General features: G+C 45.4%; 10 protein-coding genes. 8 read left to right on the forward strand and 2 right to left on the reverse strand.

All coding sequences use genetic code 11. From position 1 onward, the window contains the following. Position 1: 1 nt before the first annotated feature. On the forward strand, positions 2–691 hold the full coding sequence (locus HCJ96_RS12675; protein WP_169211429.1) for an SOS response-associated peptidase family protein: 690 nt from the start codon (positions 2–4) through the stop codon (positions 689–691). A gap of 58 nt (positions 692–749) precedes the next feature. Here the strand turns inward: HCJ96_RS12675 and HCJ96_RS12680 are convergent, their stop codons facing one another. Further along, a complete protein-coding gene (locus tag HCJ96_RS12680) occupies positions 750–3,023 on the reverse strand; it encodes a TonB-dependent receptor (protein WP_169211430.1) in 2,274 nt (757 codons plus the stop codon). A 246-nt stretch (positions 3,024–3,269) separates the two neighbouring features. On the opposite strand from HCJ96_RS12680, the gene HCJ96_RS12685 reads away from it, so the two are divergent. The 6 genes from HCJ96_RS12685 (at position 3,270) to HCJ96_RS12710 (ending at position 15,402) form a co-directional block, all read left to right on the forward strand. Continuing rightward, a complete protein-coding gene (locus tag HCJ96_RS12685; protein ID WP_169211431.1) occupies positions 3,270–4,283 on the forward strand; it encodes a LacI family DNA-binding transcriptional regulator in 1,014 nt (337 codons plus the stop codon). 100 nt (positions 4,284–4,383) lie between these two features. After that, on the forward strand, positions 4,384–5,631 hold the full coding sequence (locus tag HCJ96_RS12690) for an MFS transporter (protein ID WP_343034716.1): 1,248 nt from the start codon (positions 4,384–4,386) through the stop codon (positions 5,629–5,631). After that, entirely contained in the window at positions 5,621–7,129 is a 1,509-nt protein-coding gene (locus tag HCJ96_RS12695; protein WP_169211432.1) for a trehalase family glycosidase, read from the forward strand. The genes HCJ96_RS12690 and HCJ96_RS12695 overlap by 11 nt, the downstream gene beginning before the upstream one ends. Positions 7,130–7,242: 113 nt before the next feature. Next, positions 7,243–9,636, forward strand: a complete 2,394-nt coding sequence (locus HCJ96_RS12700) for a carbohydrate binding family 9 domain-containing protein (protein ID WP_169211433.1) — start codon at positions 7,243–7,245, stop codon at positions 9,634–9,636. Between the two features lie 147 nt (positions 9,637–9,783). Further along, complete coding sequence (gene acnA, locus HCJ96_RS12705) at positions 9,784–12,498, forward strand: aconitate hydratase AcnA (RefSeq protein WP_169211434.1); 2,715 nt, start codon at positions 9,784–9,786, stop codon at positions 12,496–12,498. Positions 12,499–12,912: 414 nt separating this feature from the next. Continuing rightward, positions 12,913–15,402: a leucine-rich repeat domain-containing protein gene (locus HCJ96_RS12710; RefSeq protein ID WP_169211435.1), complete on the forward strand. Its 2,490-nt coding sequence runs from the start codon at positions 12,913–12,915 to the stop codon at positions 15,400–15,402. A gap of 22 nt (positions 15,403–15,424) precedes the next feature. Here the strand turns inward: HCJ96_RS12710 and HCJ96_RS12715 are convergent, their stop codons facing one another. Continuing rightward, the gene (locus tag HCJ96_RS12715; RefSeq protein ID WP_169211436.1) at positions 15,425–15,760 is read right to left on the reverse strand and encodes a DUF3392 family protein; all 336 of its coding nucleotides are present in this window, start codon (positions 15,758–15,760) and stop codon (positions 15,425–15,427) included. Between the two features lie 128 nt (positions 15,761–15,888). Here HCJ96_RS12715 and HCJ96_RS12720 point away from each other — a divergent pair, with 128 nt between their 5' ends. Beyond that, the gene (locus tag HCJ96_RS12720; RefSeq protein ID WP_343034717.1) at positions 15,889–16,761 is read left to right on the forward strand and encodes a DMT family transporter; all 873 of its coding nucleotides are present in this window, start codon (positions 15,889–15,891) and stop codon (positions 16,759–16,761) included. The last annotated feature ends 72 nt before the right edge of the window (positions 16,762–16,833 follow it).

Raw genomic sequence — 16,833 nt, forward strand, 5'->3', positions numbered from 1 at the left:
TATGTGCGGATTTATCCAACGTGTCACAGACAACCCCACCATTATCGATCTGCTGGAAGAAGTAGGATTAGGAGATTTAGTACCACATTTTGCAGAGCAACCTCCGGCAACTCTCAATTTTTATCCGGCCTTCGGTGGTAACGACTCACGTCAGCTGACCTCGTTGATAACCGGTGCAGATAACGTAATTGATGCGACCTGGTGGTTTGATTGTCAGCCAGAAGGAGATCATTTGGCAGTGGGTAAGCGCACAACCTTTAATGCCAGAAACCTGGACAGCGGGTTTTGGCGACATGCCCTTAACCACCACCGCGGTATCGTTATTGCTACCGCCATCGGTGAATCCAATCCGGTTGGTAATGGCAAGCAGCATTATTTCATGCAAGGGAAGCGCGCGTTTATGTTGGGTGCGCTATACCGTCCTTTCGACAACGGGCGCTATGCCAGCGCTGTGATTACCCGTCCACCGCATGAACGCTTCAGCCAGTTTCATGAAAAGTCCTTTCCGTTTTTTTTGCCGATTGACGGGCAATTTGTCGCTGACTGGCTATCAGGAGAACCATTACATCCAGCAGCAATGCAGGAGCTTGATAATCCAAAGCTACACATGGAGCTTGAAGTGACACCGGTTAAGACGTTTAAAAGTGCAGAGAAAGTCGGTTCGGTGCATACACTGCATATTGACAATTAAACATAAAAAAACGGCGTCATGCGATGCTGCACGACGCCGAATTCGATTACTTGGTTTTTTAGAATAACGTGTAAGACACACTAAATTTAACGCTTCGAGGTAAAATGTAACGCCCGTTCGGTGCGTCAGGATTACGTGGATCACCTTCCGTAATCCCCTGTTCGTCGGTTATGTTGTCTACCACCAATTGCAGTTTCAACGAGTCGTTGGGTTCTAACATAAGGCCTACGTCAAACTTTTCATACCCTTCGAGCACCACTGTATTTTCGTTGTCACCAAAGCGATCGTCCACTGCCGAGATGGTGCCAAAAATGGTTGCAAACATGTCACCAACTTCAAACTCATAACTGGGTGTTAAGCGCACCTGCCAGCCAGGCTGACGTTGCGCTTCGTTACTTTCATTACTTGGGCTCTCGGTAATCTCTGTTTCCTGAAGAGTTGCATTCAGGTTAAGTGCAAAGCCAGATTCGTGCAGGTAGTTACCATCTAACTCTATGCCGTACGCTTCATTAGTAAGGATTTCGGCTGGTGCCCCAGGGCGACGAACAAAAGTATCGCCTCTGACCTCGTTAGCAAAAGCGGTGGCAAAAAAACGAAATTCTTCATTCATTAATTTGTAACCTACTTCACCTTGGGTCACTTCTTTAATGAGATCGTTTCCGCCGCTAAAGGCCCCGAAGTTGTCCCTAAAATCATCGAAGTAGGGCATCTTGTAGCCACGGTTGATGCGGGCAAAGATGCCGCTGAAGTCGTTCAATGCGTAGTTTATTCCAGCAGTCCATGAGGTTTTCGTTTCATCATAATCAACGGTTTTGGTAATAACTCCATCCAGACCTTCATCAACGGAATAATTGACCTCATGATTTTCCCGGCGGATACCGGCATCAATATCCAAGTTTTCTGTGACAAACCATTTGGTGGTGAAATAGCCAGCCAGGGTATTCGCGTCACCCACAGAATTTATATCGTAATTCCAATCGCAACCGGCAGCACTGCTGTTGCACGCAATCCCGGATAACAGCTCACCGCCCGGTTGCAATACATGGTAGGCAGTATTACCAAGGCTCCACCAGTCTTTTGCCTCAGTTGAAGCTGAATAAATACCAAACGCGGTGGCGACTGTACCGAACTGTTTGGATAACGCAATGTCGTTAGTAAATGATTCAATATCTTTAAGCACGACCCAGCGCCCAATTTGTTGGATTGCAGTCGCCTCACTATAGGCGTTGCCAGTAACTGCACCAGTTACGTCCTCTTCATCTGCTGCCACTGCGCCTATGGTCGTTGCTGCGCCATTAGGAACTAGACCGAAGGTATTAGCTTTGCCTTTCGTCAAATTAAAACGATCGATTAACTGCCAGTCATTGGCCAGATCAAGACGCAAGCTTCCGCCACTCACGTGGCCATCCCAGCCGCGGCCGTTACCAAAATCAAATGTATCTGATTGGTTATCCGCCCCGTAAGTGATCATGGCTTGACGATTACGCGGTCCAATTTGTGTGTATTCTGCATCAATGCCCTCTATGTTTAAGGGGGTGGGTAAATACCAGGTACCGTGATCGTCGGTCTGGCGAGTGTACAGATTTAACTCTCCACTATTAAAAATGCGAGTCAGATTAAGGGTCCACTGATGCCCTTTTTCCGATTGGAAACCGGCATCGCGAATTCCCGGCGAGCTTTTCACATAACCCCCGATCATGTAGTAAAAGTCATCAGAAATTTCACCACTGTTAACTAAATCTACCCGGTTCAGTCCGTAGTCTGTGACACTATATTTACCCGTAGTCGACTGTTCTTCACTTCCCCGTTTGAGGCGAAAGTTTGTGGTTAATCCAGGCTGCCCATTACTTACCACAGGGTTAGGTCCCCCCCGCAATCCTTCTACCATTTCAATCGTTTCATCGATTCGAAATAACTGTGAGTTTTCCAGAAATGACAGGGTAGGAGCAGGGTATATCGGCGAGTTTTCCAGACTGATCGTTAGAAATGGTGCATCACCACCGCCTGGAAAGCCTCTTACAAATACATTGGCACCTGACTCACCACCGGAACTTTCTACCCAAACCCCCGGAATGGCTTTAAATAAATCAGCAGTAGATTTAGGAGCAAGGCGAGCTATATCCGACGCATCAATATTGGTAACAGCATAGCTGGCATCAATTTTTCGAATGCCGGTACCCCCCGGCGTGCCACTGACAATAATAATTTCAGTGTTTTCTGCAGTAGCGCGGGTTTTAGCTGCGTTTGCGTTTTCTTGCGCCGTTGCCGTTAGCGTTACCAGCGCCAGGGTAACCGCAGAGGCTAAACGTTTTGGGGTGAACCGTGGTTTCATGTTGTGCTCCTGATCACTGCTCAGTTAAATGTAAACAGGTTGAGTTAAAAATATAAAATAAATGTTTATTTTGTTTCTTTTGAGTAAAAGTAGATCGCTTTGCAAACGATTGCAAGGCAATTTTGCAATCGTTTGCAAAATTATTGAATTAGATAATCAGACGGCCAGTCACAAGGTAGGCAAAGTGAATTATTCACGATATAGTGAAAATTGAATTTGTCCGTAATTTAAAAAAGAAACGTATCGTTGAAAATAGAATCCGCATTTACATTAGCTGATTTAGCGGCTCTGGCCGGTGTGTCTACGTCAACTGCATCCCGCGCGCTAAAAGACAATCCGCTAATTAAAAAAGAGACCAGAGAAAAAGTGCAGACATTGGCCCGACAGCACAATTACCGGGTAAATGCCTCGGCAAGCCGATTGAGAACAAAAAAAACCCATGTAATTGCGGTCATTCTCAATTTGATTGAGGAGACGGAGCAAAGCATTACCGACCCCTTTTTATTGAAACTGGTCGGAGAGTTGAATCAGGCGCTAAATGCACACGGTTACGATTTATTATTGTCAAATTCGGTAATGGCCAGTAATGACTGGGCCAACTATTTTATTACCAGTGGCCGCGCTGATGGTTTGATTGTAATAGGGCAGGGTAAAAGCAGTACGCGAATCGACCACGCAGCTGCCACCGGGGTACCGCTGGTAGTATGGGGCGACCCCACTTCCTCAACGACCTATCCCATTATCGGTGGTGACAATCGTTCAGGTGGTTATCAGGCTACGAAACACCTGTTTGAGCAAGGTAAATCTAAAATCGCTTTTTTGGGCGATCCAGGCCACGCGGAAATGAATGAACGGCACGCGGGTTACCTTAAGGCTCACGTTGAGCGCGGTATTACGCCAGACAGTATACTCACCTTTCCAATCGATATTACCAGCCAGGCCGCTTACGAGTACATTACTCGCTATGTAAAAGAAAAAGGGCTGTGTTTCGATGGCATCGTAGCAGTCAGTGATATGGTAGCGTTTGGTGCACTCAAAGCGTTAAAAGAAAGATACATCAATGTGCCAGCGGACGTCGGTCTGGTAGGGTATGACGACATAATTCTTGCAGAACTGATGCATCCTGCGTTGACAACCATCCGCCAGGACACCAGACAAGCCGCGCAATGTATGGTAAGCCAATTATTGCGGCGGATTACCGGTGAAGATGCGAGTTCAGTTATGGTTAACATCGACCTGGTTATTCGTAGTTCTTCATGATGCAATTGTTAACTGAAAGTAAAATTATATCTATGCAAACGATTGCATAAAGAAAATCAGTAGACTACACTCCCGCTAGAAGCCAAGTGAGGAGTAAATCGTGTCCAGACTGTTAATTATTTTAGCTATCTCTGCCAGCTATTTTATTTTTGCCGTTCTTCTTAACAGCGTCGGTACCGTCATCCTGCAATCCATTAATAGCTTCGAGGTCACCAAAATTCAAGCAAGCACGCTTGAGGGTTATAAAGATCTTTCAATCGCCATCGTGTCATTTCTAATTGCCTCGTTTGTGCCCAAGATTGGATACAAAATGGCCATAATTATTGGGTTGATAATAGTGGGACTGCTGTGCTTATTTACCCCATGGATTGCATCTTTTTGGTTTATTAAAGTACTGTTTGCAGGTGTGGGGACGGCGTTTGCTTTAGTGAAGATTTCGGTTTACGCCATTATTGGCCAGCTTAGCCGAACGGTAAAAGAACACACATCGTTGATGAATATTGTTGAAGGTATATTTATGCTCGGCGTGTTGTCCGGCTACTGGATTTTCAGTGTTTACATAAACGAAGATGTATCCTCACTTACCTGGTTAAATGTCTATTATCTGCTGGCCGTGCTAGTTATGGCTACTATCGTGGCCGTCATAATTGCCCCCGTTTCGACCCATGCGGATGCTAGTGAGCCGCTACCCGAAACTGTTGATGGTTTTGCTGCCATGTTAAAACTCGCCTGGCAGCCTATTGTTCTGGTGTTTGTAATTTCCATCTTTCTGTACGTATTGATTGAACAGGGTATTGGCACTTGGCTACCCACCTTTAACCGGGAAGTTATTGGCCTACCGGTAAGTCTGAGCGTGCAAATTACCAGCCTATTTGCCGTTGCGCTGGCGGTTGGTCGATTGCTGGCTGGTGCCGTACTGCGCTATGTTCACTGGTACCCGTTTTTAAATACCTGTGTGATATTGATGGCAAGTTTCATGCTCTTAACTCTTCCTTTAGCACAGCCGCTGGACAGTAGCGATTCCACCACATTGTCTCAGCTACCCGTTAGTGCGATGCTGCTGCCGTTCATCGGCTTGTTTATGGCACCAATTTATCCTGTTATCAATTCGGCCATGTTAAGTGCGCTACCAAAAAACAAGCACGCATCAATGACCGGACTCATTGTGGTGTTCTCTGCGCTGGGTGGTACCACGGGCTCAATTATTACTGGTGCGGTTTTTGAACATTTCGGTGGTCAGAATGCTTTTTATTTATTGGTGCTACCGATTGTGACTATTCTGTTTACCCTCGCACTCTTTCGCAAAAGCATTCTGAATTTGACAGAGGGGACGCTCAATGCAGCATAAAATCAATCGTTCGGAAATAGAATATTTTCTGACGAGTGAACTCTTTCATAACGCTCAAATGCAGCAATGTTTTGACGACAGTAAAACCCTTGCCGACGCAGTCTTGCGCTATCCCTGGCAGCAGATTGAGGACGCATATAATCAGCAAAAAAAACTGGTTGATTTCGATCTCAGGCAATTCGTATTGCGACACTTTGAATTTCCGATGGCGACCGAGCGAAACAATCAACCTCATCCGGCTGACTTACAGGATTACATTTATGATACCTGGCGGTTACTGACCCGCCAACCTGACACCATTAAGCGTGACACTTTGCTGCCTTTGCCTCAACCCTATGTCGTACCGGGAGGGCGCTTTCGTGAAATTTATTATTGGGACAGTTTCTTTACTGCATTGGGGTTGGCAGAAGATGGTCGCCACGACCTTATCAAAGCCATGTGGGATAACTTTGTATTTTTGCAAAAAGAAAACGGGTATATACCAAATGGCAACCGACACTACTATCGCTCGCGCAGCCAACCACCTGTGATGGCGCTTATTGCCCAGTTGTTAGTAGAACCTGATAAACAAGAGGTCGTGCAAGTTCTGGAGCAGGAATATTTATTCTGGATGGGAAGTGCTGCGGACCCACGTTTGCCAGTATCCCCGAGGACCGTTACTCTTGGTGATGGAGAAATTCTGAACAGGTATTATGACAGTCAAACTACACCACGACCAGAATCCTATCGAGAAGATCGGGCGCTGGCAGATTCCCTAGCAGAAGAAAATCGCGCGCAGTTTTACCGTAATTTGCGCGCTGCTTGTGAATCAGGATGGGACTTCAGCAGTCGCTGGTTAAAAAATCCAAATGAGCTCACAAGTATTTGTACTACCGATATTGTACCGGTAGATCTCAATTGCTTACTCTTGATACTGGAAAATCAACTGGCAATGCGATGTACCCATTCGGGGTATAGTGATAAAGCTGTCCGTTATCAACTCGCCGCAGCCCAACGTAAACAGGCGATGCAGAAGTATTTTTGGTCGCAGGATGAAGGCATGTTCTTTGACTACGATGTTAAGCATAAAACGCAGTCAACCGTATGGTCGCTTGCAGGCGTGCTGCCGCTTTACGCTGGTCTTGCAACGTCATCACAAGCAAATTATGTTGCTGACGTGGTAGCTACCCGGTTTTTACAATCTGGCGGCGTTGTAACAACGCTAAGTGCAAGTGAACAGCAGTGGGACTCACCCAACGGGTGGGCACCATTGCAATGGTTCGTAGTGGATGGTCTTACAAAGTATAACTATCACGATTTAGCAAACAATATTATGCGAAATTGGGTCGATGGGGTCGAACAGGGGTACAGGCAGTTTAATGCGATGATGGAAAAATATAATATGTTCAAACCTAATGAGCGTGCAGAAGGGGGAGAGTACACAGTGCAAACAGGTTTCGGCTGGACCAATGGCGTAACCCGGGTGTTTCTGTCCAAATTGAAAAAACAAGTGGCATAAAAACCGGGTGGCTTCTTCTGGTCGCACTGATAAGCTTAATCATCGTGAAATTATTCTATTAATTTAACAATCTGGCATACTTCGCCCGCATTTTACCTATGAGGACGTGAAGTATGCTTACGCGGCTAAGTGCGCTGTTGGCCAGCCTTTTCATTTTTTCGGTGTACGCAGATGAACCTGCACCTGAAACGTTACCTGATAACAATTCAAAAATAGAGCAAACTAACGCTGAGCATACTGATTCAAGAGCTGATAACCTATTTGGGAAAGAAGAGCTCAAACAGGCTTTTATCCCATTTTTGAGCGGAAATATTGCGGTGGATGCCACGCTTGACGAGCCGCAATGGCAGCAAGCAAACCACTTCACCCTGGATTTTGTCACGCAGCCGTTCGACAATACTGCAGCACCAGTGAAAACCGACGTTTACATATTTGAAGACGGGCAAACGCTTTATATCGGTTTCATCGCATACGATCCTGCTCCACACGAAATAAGCGGTTTCTACCGGGATAGGGACAAGATTTGGAGCAATGATCTGGTTGGCATTAAATTGGACACGTTTAATAACGAACGCCTGGCTTATCAGTTTTTTGTCAATCCGCACGGTGTGCAAGCTGATGCAATCGAAAATGAAATGACCAAGTCAGAGAGTGATAGCTGGAACGCAATTTGGGATTCAGCCGGACAAATCACCGAAACTGGCTACGTGGTGGAAATGGCTATTCCACTGCGTGCGATGAATTTTGACGAGCAATCGGAACGCAAAATTTGGGGCGCGGAATTTGTGCGCTTCTACCCGCGCAACGAGAATTACCGTATTTCGAACTTACCGTATGACCGAAACAATGAGTGCGTGCTATGCCAATTAGGTGAGATAGAGGGCTTTAATAATGCCAGCCAGGGTAATAATCTGGCCATTATTCCTACTCTGGTGGTGGGGGCTGGCCGAAAGCGGGACGTTTTTAGCGCAGAAGATTGGAAATCGTTTGATAATCAGGAGGTTGGCGTAGATGTCAATTGGGGGATCACCCCGCAAATGTCATTGCAGGCAACAATAAACCCTGACTTCTCACAAGTAGAGGCGGACGTGGCTCAGGTTAGTATTAACAATACGTTTTCCTTGTATTTTGATGAGCTTAGGCCATTCTTTGTGGAAAATGCAGGTTACTTTTCATCCAATCAGGAGCTGGTTTACACCCGTAACATTAGTAATCCCGACTATGGTGCGAAGCTTACCGGCCAAACTGGCGACCACACCTTTGGCATTTTCGCCGCCAACGATGAAACCACCCAATTTCTTGTGCCGGGTAATTTAAGTTCCAGTGTTGCCTCATTGAATACCGAGTCAATTAATACCGCGTTGCGCTATCGATACGATATGAGCGATGATTTTTCCATCGGCTGGGTTTCTACGCTGCGCGATGCCGATGAATATCACAATTACGTCAATGGTGCCGATGTGAAGTTTCGGATAAGCGAGCAGGATACCTTGCGTGCGCAGTATGTGGTTTCTGATACGCAGTATCCGTTTACCTTGTATGAGGATTTTTGTGCCAACGATTGCACCTCAGCAGAGGATAACAGTGAGATAGTTTTGCGGACGCGACAAGATGATGCGTTCTCTGGGCAATCCTGGCGTGTTAACTATTTTCATCAAGAGCGCGACTGGTTTTTCAATGCCGACCACTTTGCCAATGATAGAGATTTTCGCGCTGATTTGGGGTTTGAGTCTAGAGCCGATTTCCATAAATCTATTCTGGGAGCTGGCTACATGTGGTGGAACGATACCGGTTGGTGGAACAGGATACGTTTAAAAGGTGACTGGGACATCACTCACAGTGATGAAGGTGAATTGCTGGAACGAGAAGTCGAGGCTTACCTGAGTATCCGCGGTACCTACCAGTCTTTTGTTGAGATAGGCCATGTTAAGCGTCAACGGGTTGGATTACGTTTCGACCCTTCGTCTCTGGCAATCGATGGAAACACCGATTTATTTAACGAATCATCCAATAGTTTTTATATGGAAACCCGGCCTAACTCCCTGCTTTTCGTCAGTACATTTGCCCGTATCGGCGACCAAATCGATTTTGCCAATAACCGGTTGGGCGAACAGCTTTACGTCGAATCACGCATGGATGTGAACATTGGTAGTCATGCTCAACTCAGTGCGCGTCAGATCTATAGTGATTTGGATGTAGACAATGCTAAATTATTTATCGCGCGTATCAGCGATCTTCGTCTTACCTATCAATTTGATGCCAGACAATTTTTACGACTGATCATGATTTACAATAATACCTACAGAAACCAGGCAAATTATGCTGCGCCAGTGGACAGCTATTCACGCCAATTGGGAGCACAGTTGCTTTACTCCTACAAGGTGAATCCGTTAACAAAGTTTTTTGTTGGAGTGGGAAGTGCAGCAATTGATGAGCCTACCCTTGACGGGCTGCGGGATTATGAACAATCTGTCTTTATGAAATTCAGTTACGCCTGGTTACAATAACCGCATCAGCTTCTATAACTAAATCACCTGCTCATCAAGTGGGTGAACCTTTTGTGTTGCCCTCTACGTACCTATCACAAACTCTTATTCTAACTGTGCGACAGGTTGAATCTGTCGCACTGGCAAACTATTTTGGAAGGAGTCCTTGTGAGCTATCAAAAAATCGACACATTACAGGTCAATAACACCGACTATCAGATGGTCAGTTTTGACAAAGTAGCTGAGCGCTACGATATAGACCGACTACCTTTTTGTATCAAAATTCTGCTGGAAAATTTACTCCGCCACGAGCAGGATGACTTTGTTGAAAAAGCACATATTGAAGCCGTGGCCAAATGGGATACCGGCACCGAAATTTCACAGGAAATTTCATTTGTACCTGCCCGGGTTATTTTGCAGGACTTTACCGGCGTTCCTGCTATCGTTGACCTTGCGGCCATGCGTGATGCCATGCAAAAGTTAGGTGGCGAAGGACAGTCAATAAACCCATTGAGCCCGGTAGAACTCGTTATTGATCATTCAGTAATGGTGGATTACTTTGGCTCTGAAGATTCACTGGAGAAGAATACTTCGGTAGAAATTCAGCGTAACGAAGAGCGTTATCAGTTCCTTAAGTGGGGACAGTCGTCGTTTGATAACTTCAAGGTGGTACCGCCCGGTAGAGGTATCGTTCATCAGGTTAATCTTGAATACCTTGCCCGCTGTGCATTCAGTAAATCTGAAAACGGTCAAAACTGGGTCTATCCGGACACGTTAGTAGGTACTGACTCACATACTACAATGATTAATGGGCTGGGAATACTTGGCTGGGGTGTCGGCGGCATCGAAGCAGAAGCTGCGATGCTTGGCCAGCCTGTAAGTATGCTGGTGCCTAAAGTAGTTGGCTTCAAATTATCGGGGCGATTAGCTACCGGTGTTACTGCTACAGATATGGTACTAACTATTACAGAGCAGCTTCGTAAACACGGGGCCGTGGGCAAATTCGTTGAATTTTATGGCCCGGGCATTAAACATCTGACCGTGGCTGACCGCGCTACCATTGCCAATATGGCACCTGAATACGGTGCAACCTGCGGTATTTTCCCGGTAGACGAAGTAACCATGGATTACATGCGTTTAACTGGTCGTAGTCAAGAGCAACTCTCGCTGGTGGAAAACTACGCGAAAAAGGCTGGCTTATGGCACGATGACCATACTAAAGATGCCGTGTATCACGAAACCCTCGAATTAGAGCTCAGTGATGTGGTCCCTTCCATCGCCGGCCCTAAACGGCCACAAGACAGGATTCGGCTTGATGAAGCTGCCGGGGCATTCAAGGACTGGTATCGCAAACAAATTGATGTTGAAGTGGTGGACGAAAAAACCGACTTTGTCGCAGAAGGCGGAGCGACGCCCGAATTGGATGAAGACCACGCTTCTTTCGTTGAATTTCAAGGCAATAAATTTAACTTAGAAGACGGCGCGATTGTTATCGCGGCGATTACCAGCTGTACCAACACGTCAAACCCCTCAGTGTTAATGGCCGCAGGTTTACTGGCGAAGAAAGCGCGCGAAGCCGGTCTGTCACGTAAACCCTGGGTAAAAACCTCGCTTGCACCAGGCTCGCAGGTGGTCACTCAATATCTGGAAAATGCCGGGCTGATGGCGCCACTGCGTGAGTTAGGTTTTAATTTGGTCGGCTACGGCTGCACAACCTGTATTGGTAACTCCGGCCCGTTACCAGATGAAATATCTGATGCCGTCAGAAAAGCTAAGCTAACGGTAACGTCGGTATTATCAGGTAATCGAAACTTTGAAGGTCGCATACACCCAGATGTAGCTGCCAACTATCTTGCCTCGCCACCATTAGTGGTAGCTTACGCACTTGCGGGCAACATGAATATTGATATCTCAAGTGAGCCGCTGGGTAAAACCAAAGACGGCACACCTGTCTACTTAAAAGATATCTGGCCTACCGAAGAAGAGATTCATCAGCACATTGATGAATTCGTGTCTGCCGACTTGTTCAAACAAAAGTATGCCGACGTCTTTAAAGGCAACGATGTATGGAATGAGCTGAAAGTGTCAGGCAGTGCGGTGTATGACTGGCCACAATCTACCTACATCAAACATCCGCCGTTTTTTGCTGATATGGGGCCGCAACCTGACCCTGTGCATGCTATCAACAACGCGAGATGCCTGGTAAAAGTAGGCGATTCCATCACCACCGACCACATTTCTCCTGCCGGTGCAATCGCACCAGACAGCCCGGCAGGTGAGTACCTGCAGGAAAACGGCATTAAGCCTAAAGACTTCAACTCTTACGGTTCGCGTAGAGGTAACCACGAAGTTATGATGCGCGGCACCTTTGCCAATGTCAGGCTCAAAAATCAGCTGGCACCAGGCACTACCGGCAGTGCGACTACGCACTACCCCAGTGGTGATGAAATGTCGATATTTCATGCTGCGATGCGCTACAAAGATGATGGCGTTGCGACTGTTGTTATTGGCGGTAAGGAATACGGTACCGGCTCCAGCCGAGACTGGGCTGCGAAAGGCCCTTCATTACTCGGCGTAAAAGCTGTGCTGGCAGAAAGTTATGAGCGCATCCACCGCTCGAACTTAATCGGCATGGGCATTTTGCCATTACAGTTTAAACAGGGAGATACCGCATCATCATTAAACATTAAAGGTGATGAACGTTTCAGCATCGAAAAAGTCGACCGCGGTCAGAAAGACGTTAAGGTAACCGTGGAATCTGCTGACGGTCAAATACGGACATTTGATGTAGATGTGCGTATCGATACCGCAAACGAATTTACCTACTTCGAACATGGCGGGATCTTACAGTATGTGATTAGGCAGTATTTGCAGAAAAGCTAAGTTAGGTTTATAGCGCTCGGTCTTCCAACCGAGCGCTTTTCATTTCCGAGCAAGTTTGCACGCAAATTTGCTTGCCTCCCAATGACCTCGTCATACGCACAATTTTGTTGAATAAATAATCTTGCGCACCTGGCCACTTATTGATAATTTCGTCGTTGAGCCTTGGAGATATTGGCATCCGGTGAACGGCATCTGAAATCAAAGGATGACGGGAAGTTATACTTAAGAGAAGAGATTGAGGGTTGTCTTGTCTCCAGCACTATAATTTTCTCGTTAACCAATCATCAGCAAATCTTTTCGATTCGGGCTCTAGTGCAGTTTTGCGAGAGCATTAATCTTATCTAAGGTCTGCAATAAACGCTCTAAATGGCTACGCCTAATAGGGAAATAACAAAATTATATTGAGGCAGGGAAATGCTCAGATCTAATCAAAAATTGCTTTTACCATTGATGCTTGTGGCGAACACATCGCTTTTCGGATGTGGTGGGTCGGAATCTACCGAAATACCCGCAACTTCCGAGCAAACTGAAGCGCCAACCGAGGAAGTCAGGACCTACAGAGTATCGACGTCAGTATCTGACTATGGGACTATCTCACCTGAGTCTGCTTTAGTGAATCACGGTGAAGCTGTAAGCTTTGACTTAAAGCCAGATTCTGGATTTGAAGTAGATTCAATATCAGGCTGTGATGGAATCCTTAATGAAAAAAGCTATGAAATTAAGCAAGTAATAACCGACTGTACAATAAAGGTCATTTATTCCATAGCAACAATACCGCTGAAAGTAAATATTCAAGGGCTCGACGGAGTCGTAACTATTCATGCACTTGAAGACAACTTTCAGTTCAAATACAACGGAATCTTTGAAATACAATCCAGAAAGGGATGGAATTATAAAGCGGAGTTAGTCAAGTTCCCCGAACACCAGATGTGTACTATTGAAAATTTCGAGGGTACCACGACATCTGAATCTCCTGCAATTGAGATTAATTGCAAAAATTCACCTCTGACTTCAGATGTTATAGCAGGTCTCAGCGACGCAAACTTGCGAGCTTGTTTAACCGAAACTCTTTCCGAGAAATATGCTGATCGAGTCTATGGTATTTATTGCGAAGGTAAAAATATTGAAGACATTGCAGGCATTGATGGTTTTACACATCTTCGAGTGGTCTATTTGTTTGAAAACTTGCTTACCTCGTTAGATTTAAGTGACGTTCCGTTGCTCGAAATCCTCGGTATCAGTCAAAATCCATTGGAGTCGTTGAACGTTAGAAATAATGTTCACTTACAGCATCTTCAAATCAGTGAAACGCTTTTAACAGATATTGATCTATCAGGAAATCCCGGCCTTATTTCTCTTGATGCAAGCAAGAGTGCGCTCAGGTTTCTTGATGTATCTGACAATACATCGTTAAGTCTGCTTCAACTCCAAAATTCTCAGATTCAATCAATTAGTGTTGCGAATCCGTCCTTGCAGCAAATAACAGTTCATGACACCAATCTTACATCGCTAGATTTATCACATACACCAGAACTCAAAGAACTGAATCTAGCAAATACCAAAGTTACATCGTTAGATTTTTCGAATAACAGCCAATTGGAATCGGTTTACGCATCGGCAACATCGTTATCTTCTGTGAAATTCGGCTCTCACTCTGAATTACAAAACATTTCTTTAAACGGTTCAGCAATAACAACTATTGGTGTGTCTTCTTGTCCAGCCCTATTGGCGTTAGATGTGTCGGGAACACCTATTGAATCACTTGATTTAACTGCTAATACATTATTAAAAGAACTATCCGCATCCAGAACTCAAATCACTTCAATAGATACTAGGACTAATCGCTTACTAGAGGTGTTGAACGTAAGCGAATCGGATATAACTGAGTTGGATTTGTCTTTCAATCCAGCTTTGACCGAACTTAAATTAGACAATACTCGAATATCGCAGTTAGATTTAGGCAGAAACTCCTCACTCAGATCTTTGTGGGCTTTTGGGTCATCCCTCGCTTCATTAGACTTATCTGCCAACCCGGCCATTGAAGAAGTTATTTTAGGGCACACCCCATTGACCCACATCAATTTAGCATCAAATACAAACTTAAGAGAGTTGGTAGTACATGACACAGAACTGGTAGACATAAATCTGATAAATGCTCCAGTTTTAGAGGAACTGTTCATAAACAACACGCAAATATCTTCGCTTAACGTTAAAAACAACACTAAGCTGGAAGTATTGCATGCCGGATATACGCCATTGGCGGAGATCGATATATCTGCAAATTTGCTACTTAAATCTTTGGACTTAGATGGCACTGATATTTCATATCTTGATGTTTCGGCCCATCAATCTCTAGAATTTCTTTATTTAAGTTACACACAGATTAGCGAAATAGATGTTTCAGCGAACCCTTCGTTAAAAGCACTGCTTTTAGGTTACACAGATATAGCATCTATTGACGTTTCCGCCAACGAAAGGCTTGAACACTTAGACGTTGATCGAACAAACTTGGTGGGGATAGATGTTACTCGCAACCCAATGCTGCGAGTACTTTTTATGGAAAGTACATCCATCGACTCATTAAATTTGCTTAATAACGAAAAATTGGAGTTGTTGACGATAAGTAATACCGATATAGCATCACTCGATATCTCTGCTAATACTGCTTTAACTAATCTTAGAGCAAATGGAACTCCGATTAACGCCTTAGATGTATCGTCGAACTTGAAATTAGAAGTACTAGAGCAACGTGACAGTCGCCTTCGCGATGTCCCCATAGGACTTGAGTTATTAGATCCTTCAGTAGTGATAGATTTCACAAATAATATATTTTTCACCGACGAAGCATTGGAGGAGCTAGATCGATTGGTATATCGCCTACGGAATCTTCGTTATGGACGATAAATCCTTATCGTGAAGCATTTAGTCACATATACCTTCTGCGCTCGGCCAAAATGCCGAGCGCAATAAATACCGCAACAAAACCAATGCCCTGCCAAACCCACGGAAGGAACTTGATGGTATGCAATATCAAGGGCGCGCCATATAGGGTTAGTGCACCATAACCAAACGCACACACCAACACAAATAAAATGGTCCGAATAACAAAGTGATACGGTGAAAAAAGTCGCTTGAGATGGCCATTGATAACGTCGCCGTAAATCACTAAAAGGGTAGCCATTACCATTAAACTCATTTCAGGAAAGTAAGCGGATAACGCTTTGCTGATGCTGGCTAAGACAGAATAAAAAGGCGCAAGCATGACTACTTCTCGCAGTAGAAATTGAAAGGCGTGAGTGTATAGCGTAATCGCAGCAGAAAAAAGACGCTTGTGACACGATTTGGTTTTGTTATTCTGCCTGACAATTTAAAACCAAGTGCTAAGTATTTATGATGGGTGAAACTGCCGCTTTGATAACTGCAGTGTGCTGGGCTGTGGCGGCTAGAATGTTTCAGGTGTTAGGGAGTTCATTCTCTCCGCTGGCGCTGAATTTCTGGAAAGGCCTGTTGGCAATGGGACTGCTGCTTATAATCACCCAGTGGTTTATGCCGCCGGTGAATCTGCCTGTCAGTGCTTATGGGTGGCTGATTTTAAGCGGCATCATTGGGATAGGTCTGGGCGATACCTTTTTCTTTAAATCGCTGAATAAAATCGGTGACAGTCAGGCATTACTCATTGCTGAAACCATGGGGCCGATCTTAACTGCCTTATTGGCCATGGCATGGATTGCTGAGTGGTTAAGTTGGGCACAATGGCTGGGTATTGCCATTATCATTTTGTCAGTGGATGTGATTATCAAACTGCAAAAGCGCACACAGATGCATTTGTTTGCACCCAGTGGCTATGTGTTTGCGGCGCTGGCGGCGTTGTGCCAATCGGTTGGAGCCGTGATTTCGCGAGACATTTTGACTCGCTACGAACTGGACGCTTTTAACGCCAGTCAAATTCGCCTGGCCGGGGGCATGGTTGTCATTGTTGCCCTGATGTTGTTATTGCGCCAAAACTGGTTGCCAAAAACGGCCAATTCAGCCAGGCTTTGGCGGTATTTCTTTTTAGCCACGGCGGTGGGCACCTTTGCAGCGCTGTATCTGCAGATGGTGTCGTTCACTTACACCAAAGCTGCAATTGCCGAAACCTTATTTGCTACCAGCGTGATCATCTCGCTGCTAGTGGGCTTGGTGTTGGGTGAACGGGTAAGCAAGAAGGTGTGGATATGGTCTTTCGTGGCGCTGTCTGGCGTGGGGATTCTGGTAGCAACATAAAAAGTTTCAGCTAAACAGGAATCGGTGTTGATTAATCCTTGTGCTGTGCAGGGTTGATCTATATAATGCGCG

It is taken from the genome of Alteromonas ponticola (assembly GCF_012911815.1).
In the GTDB taxonomy this organism is placed as follows: Bacteria; Pseudomonadota; Gammaproteobacteria; order Enterobacterales; family Alteromonadaceae; genus Alteromonas; species Alteromonas ponticola.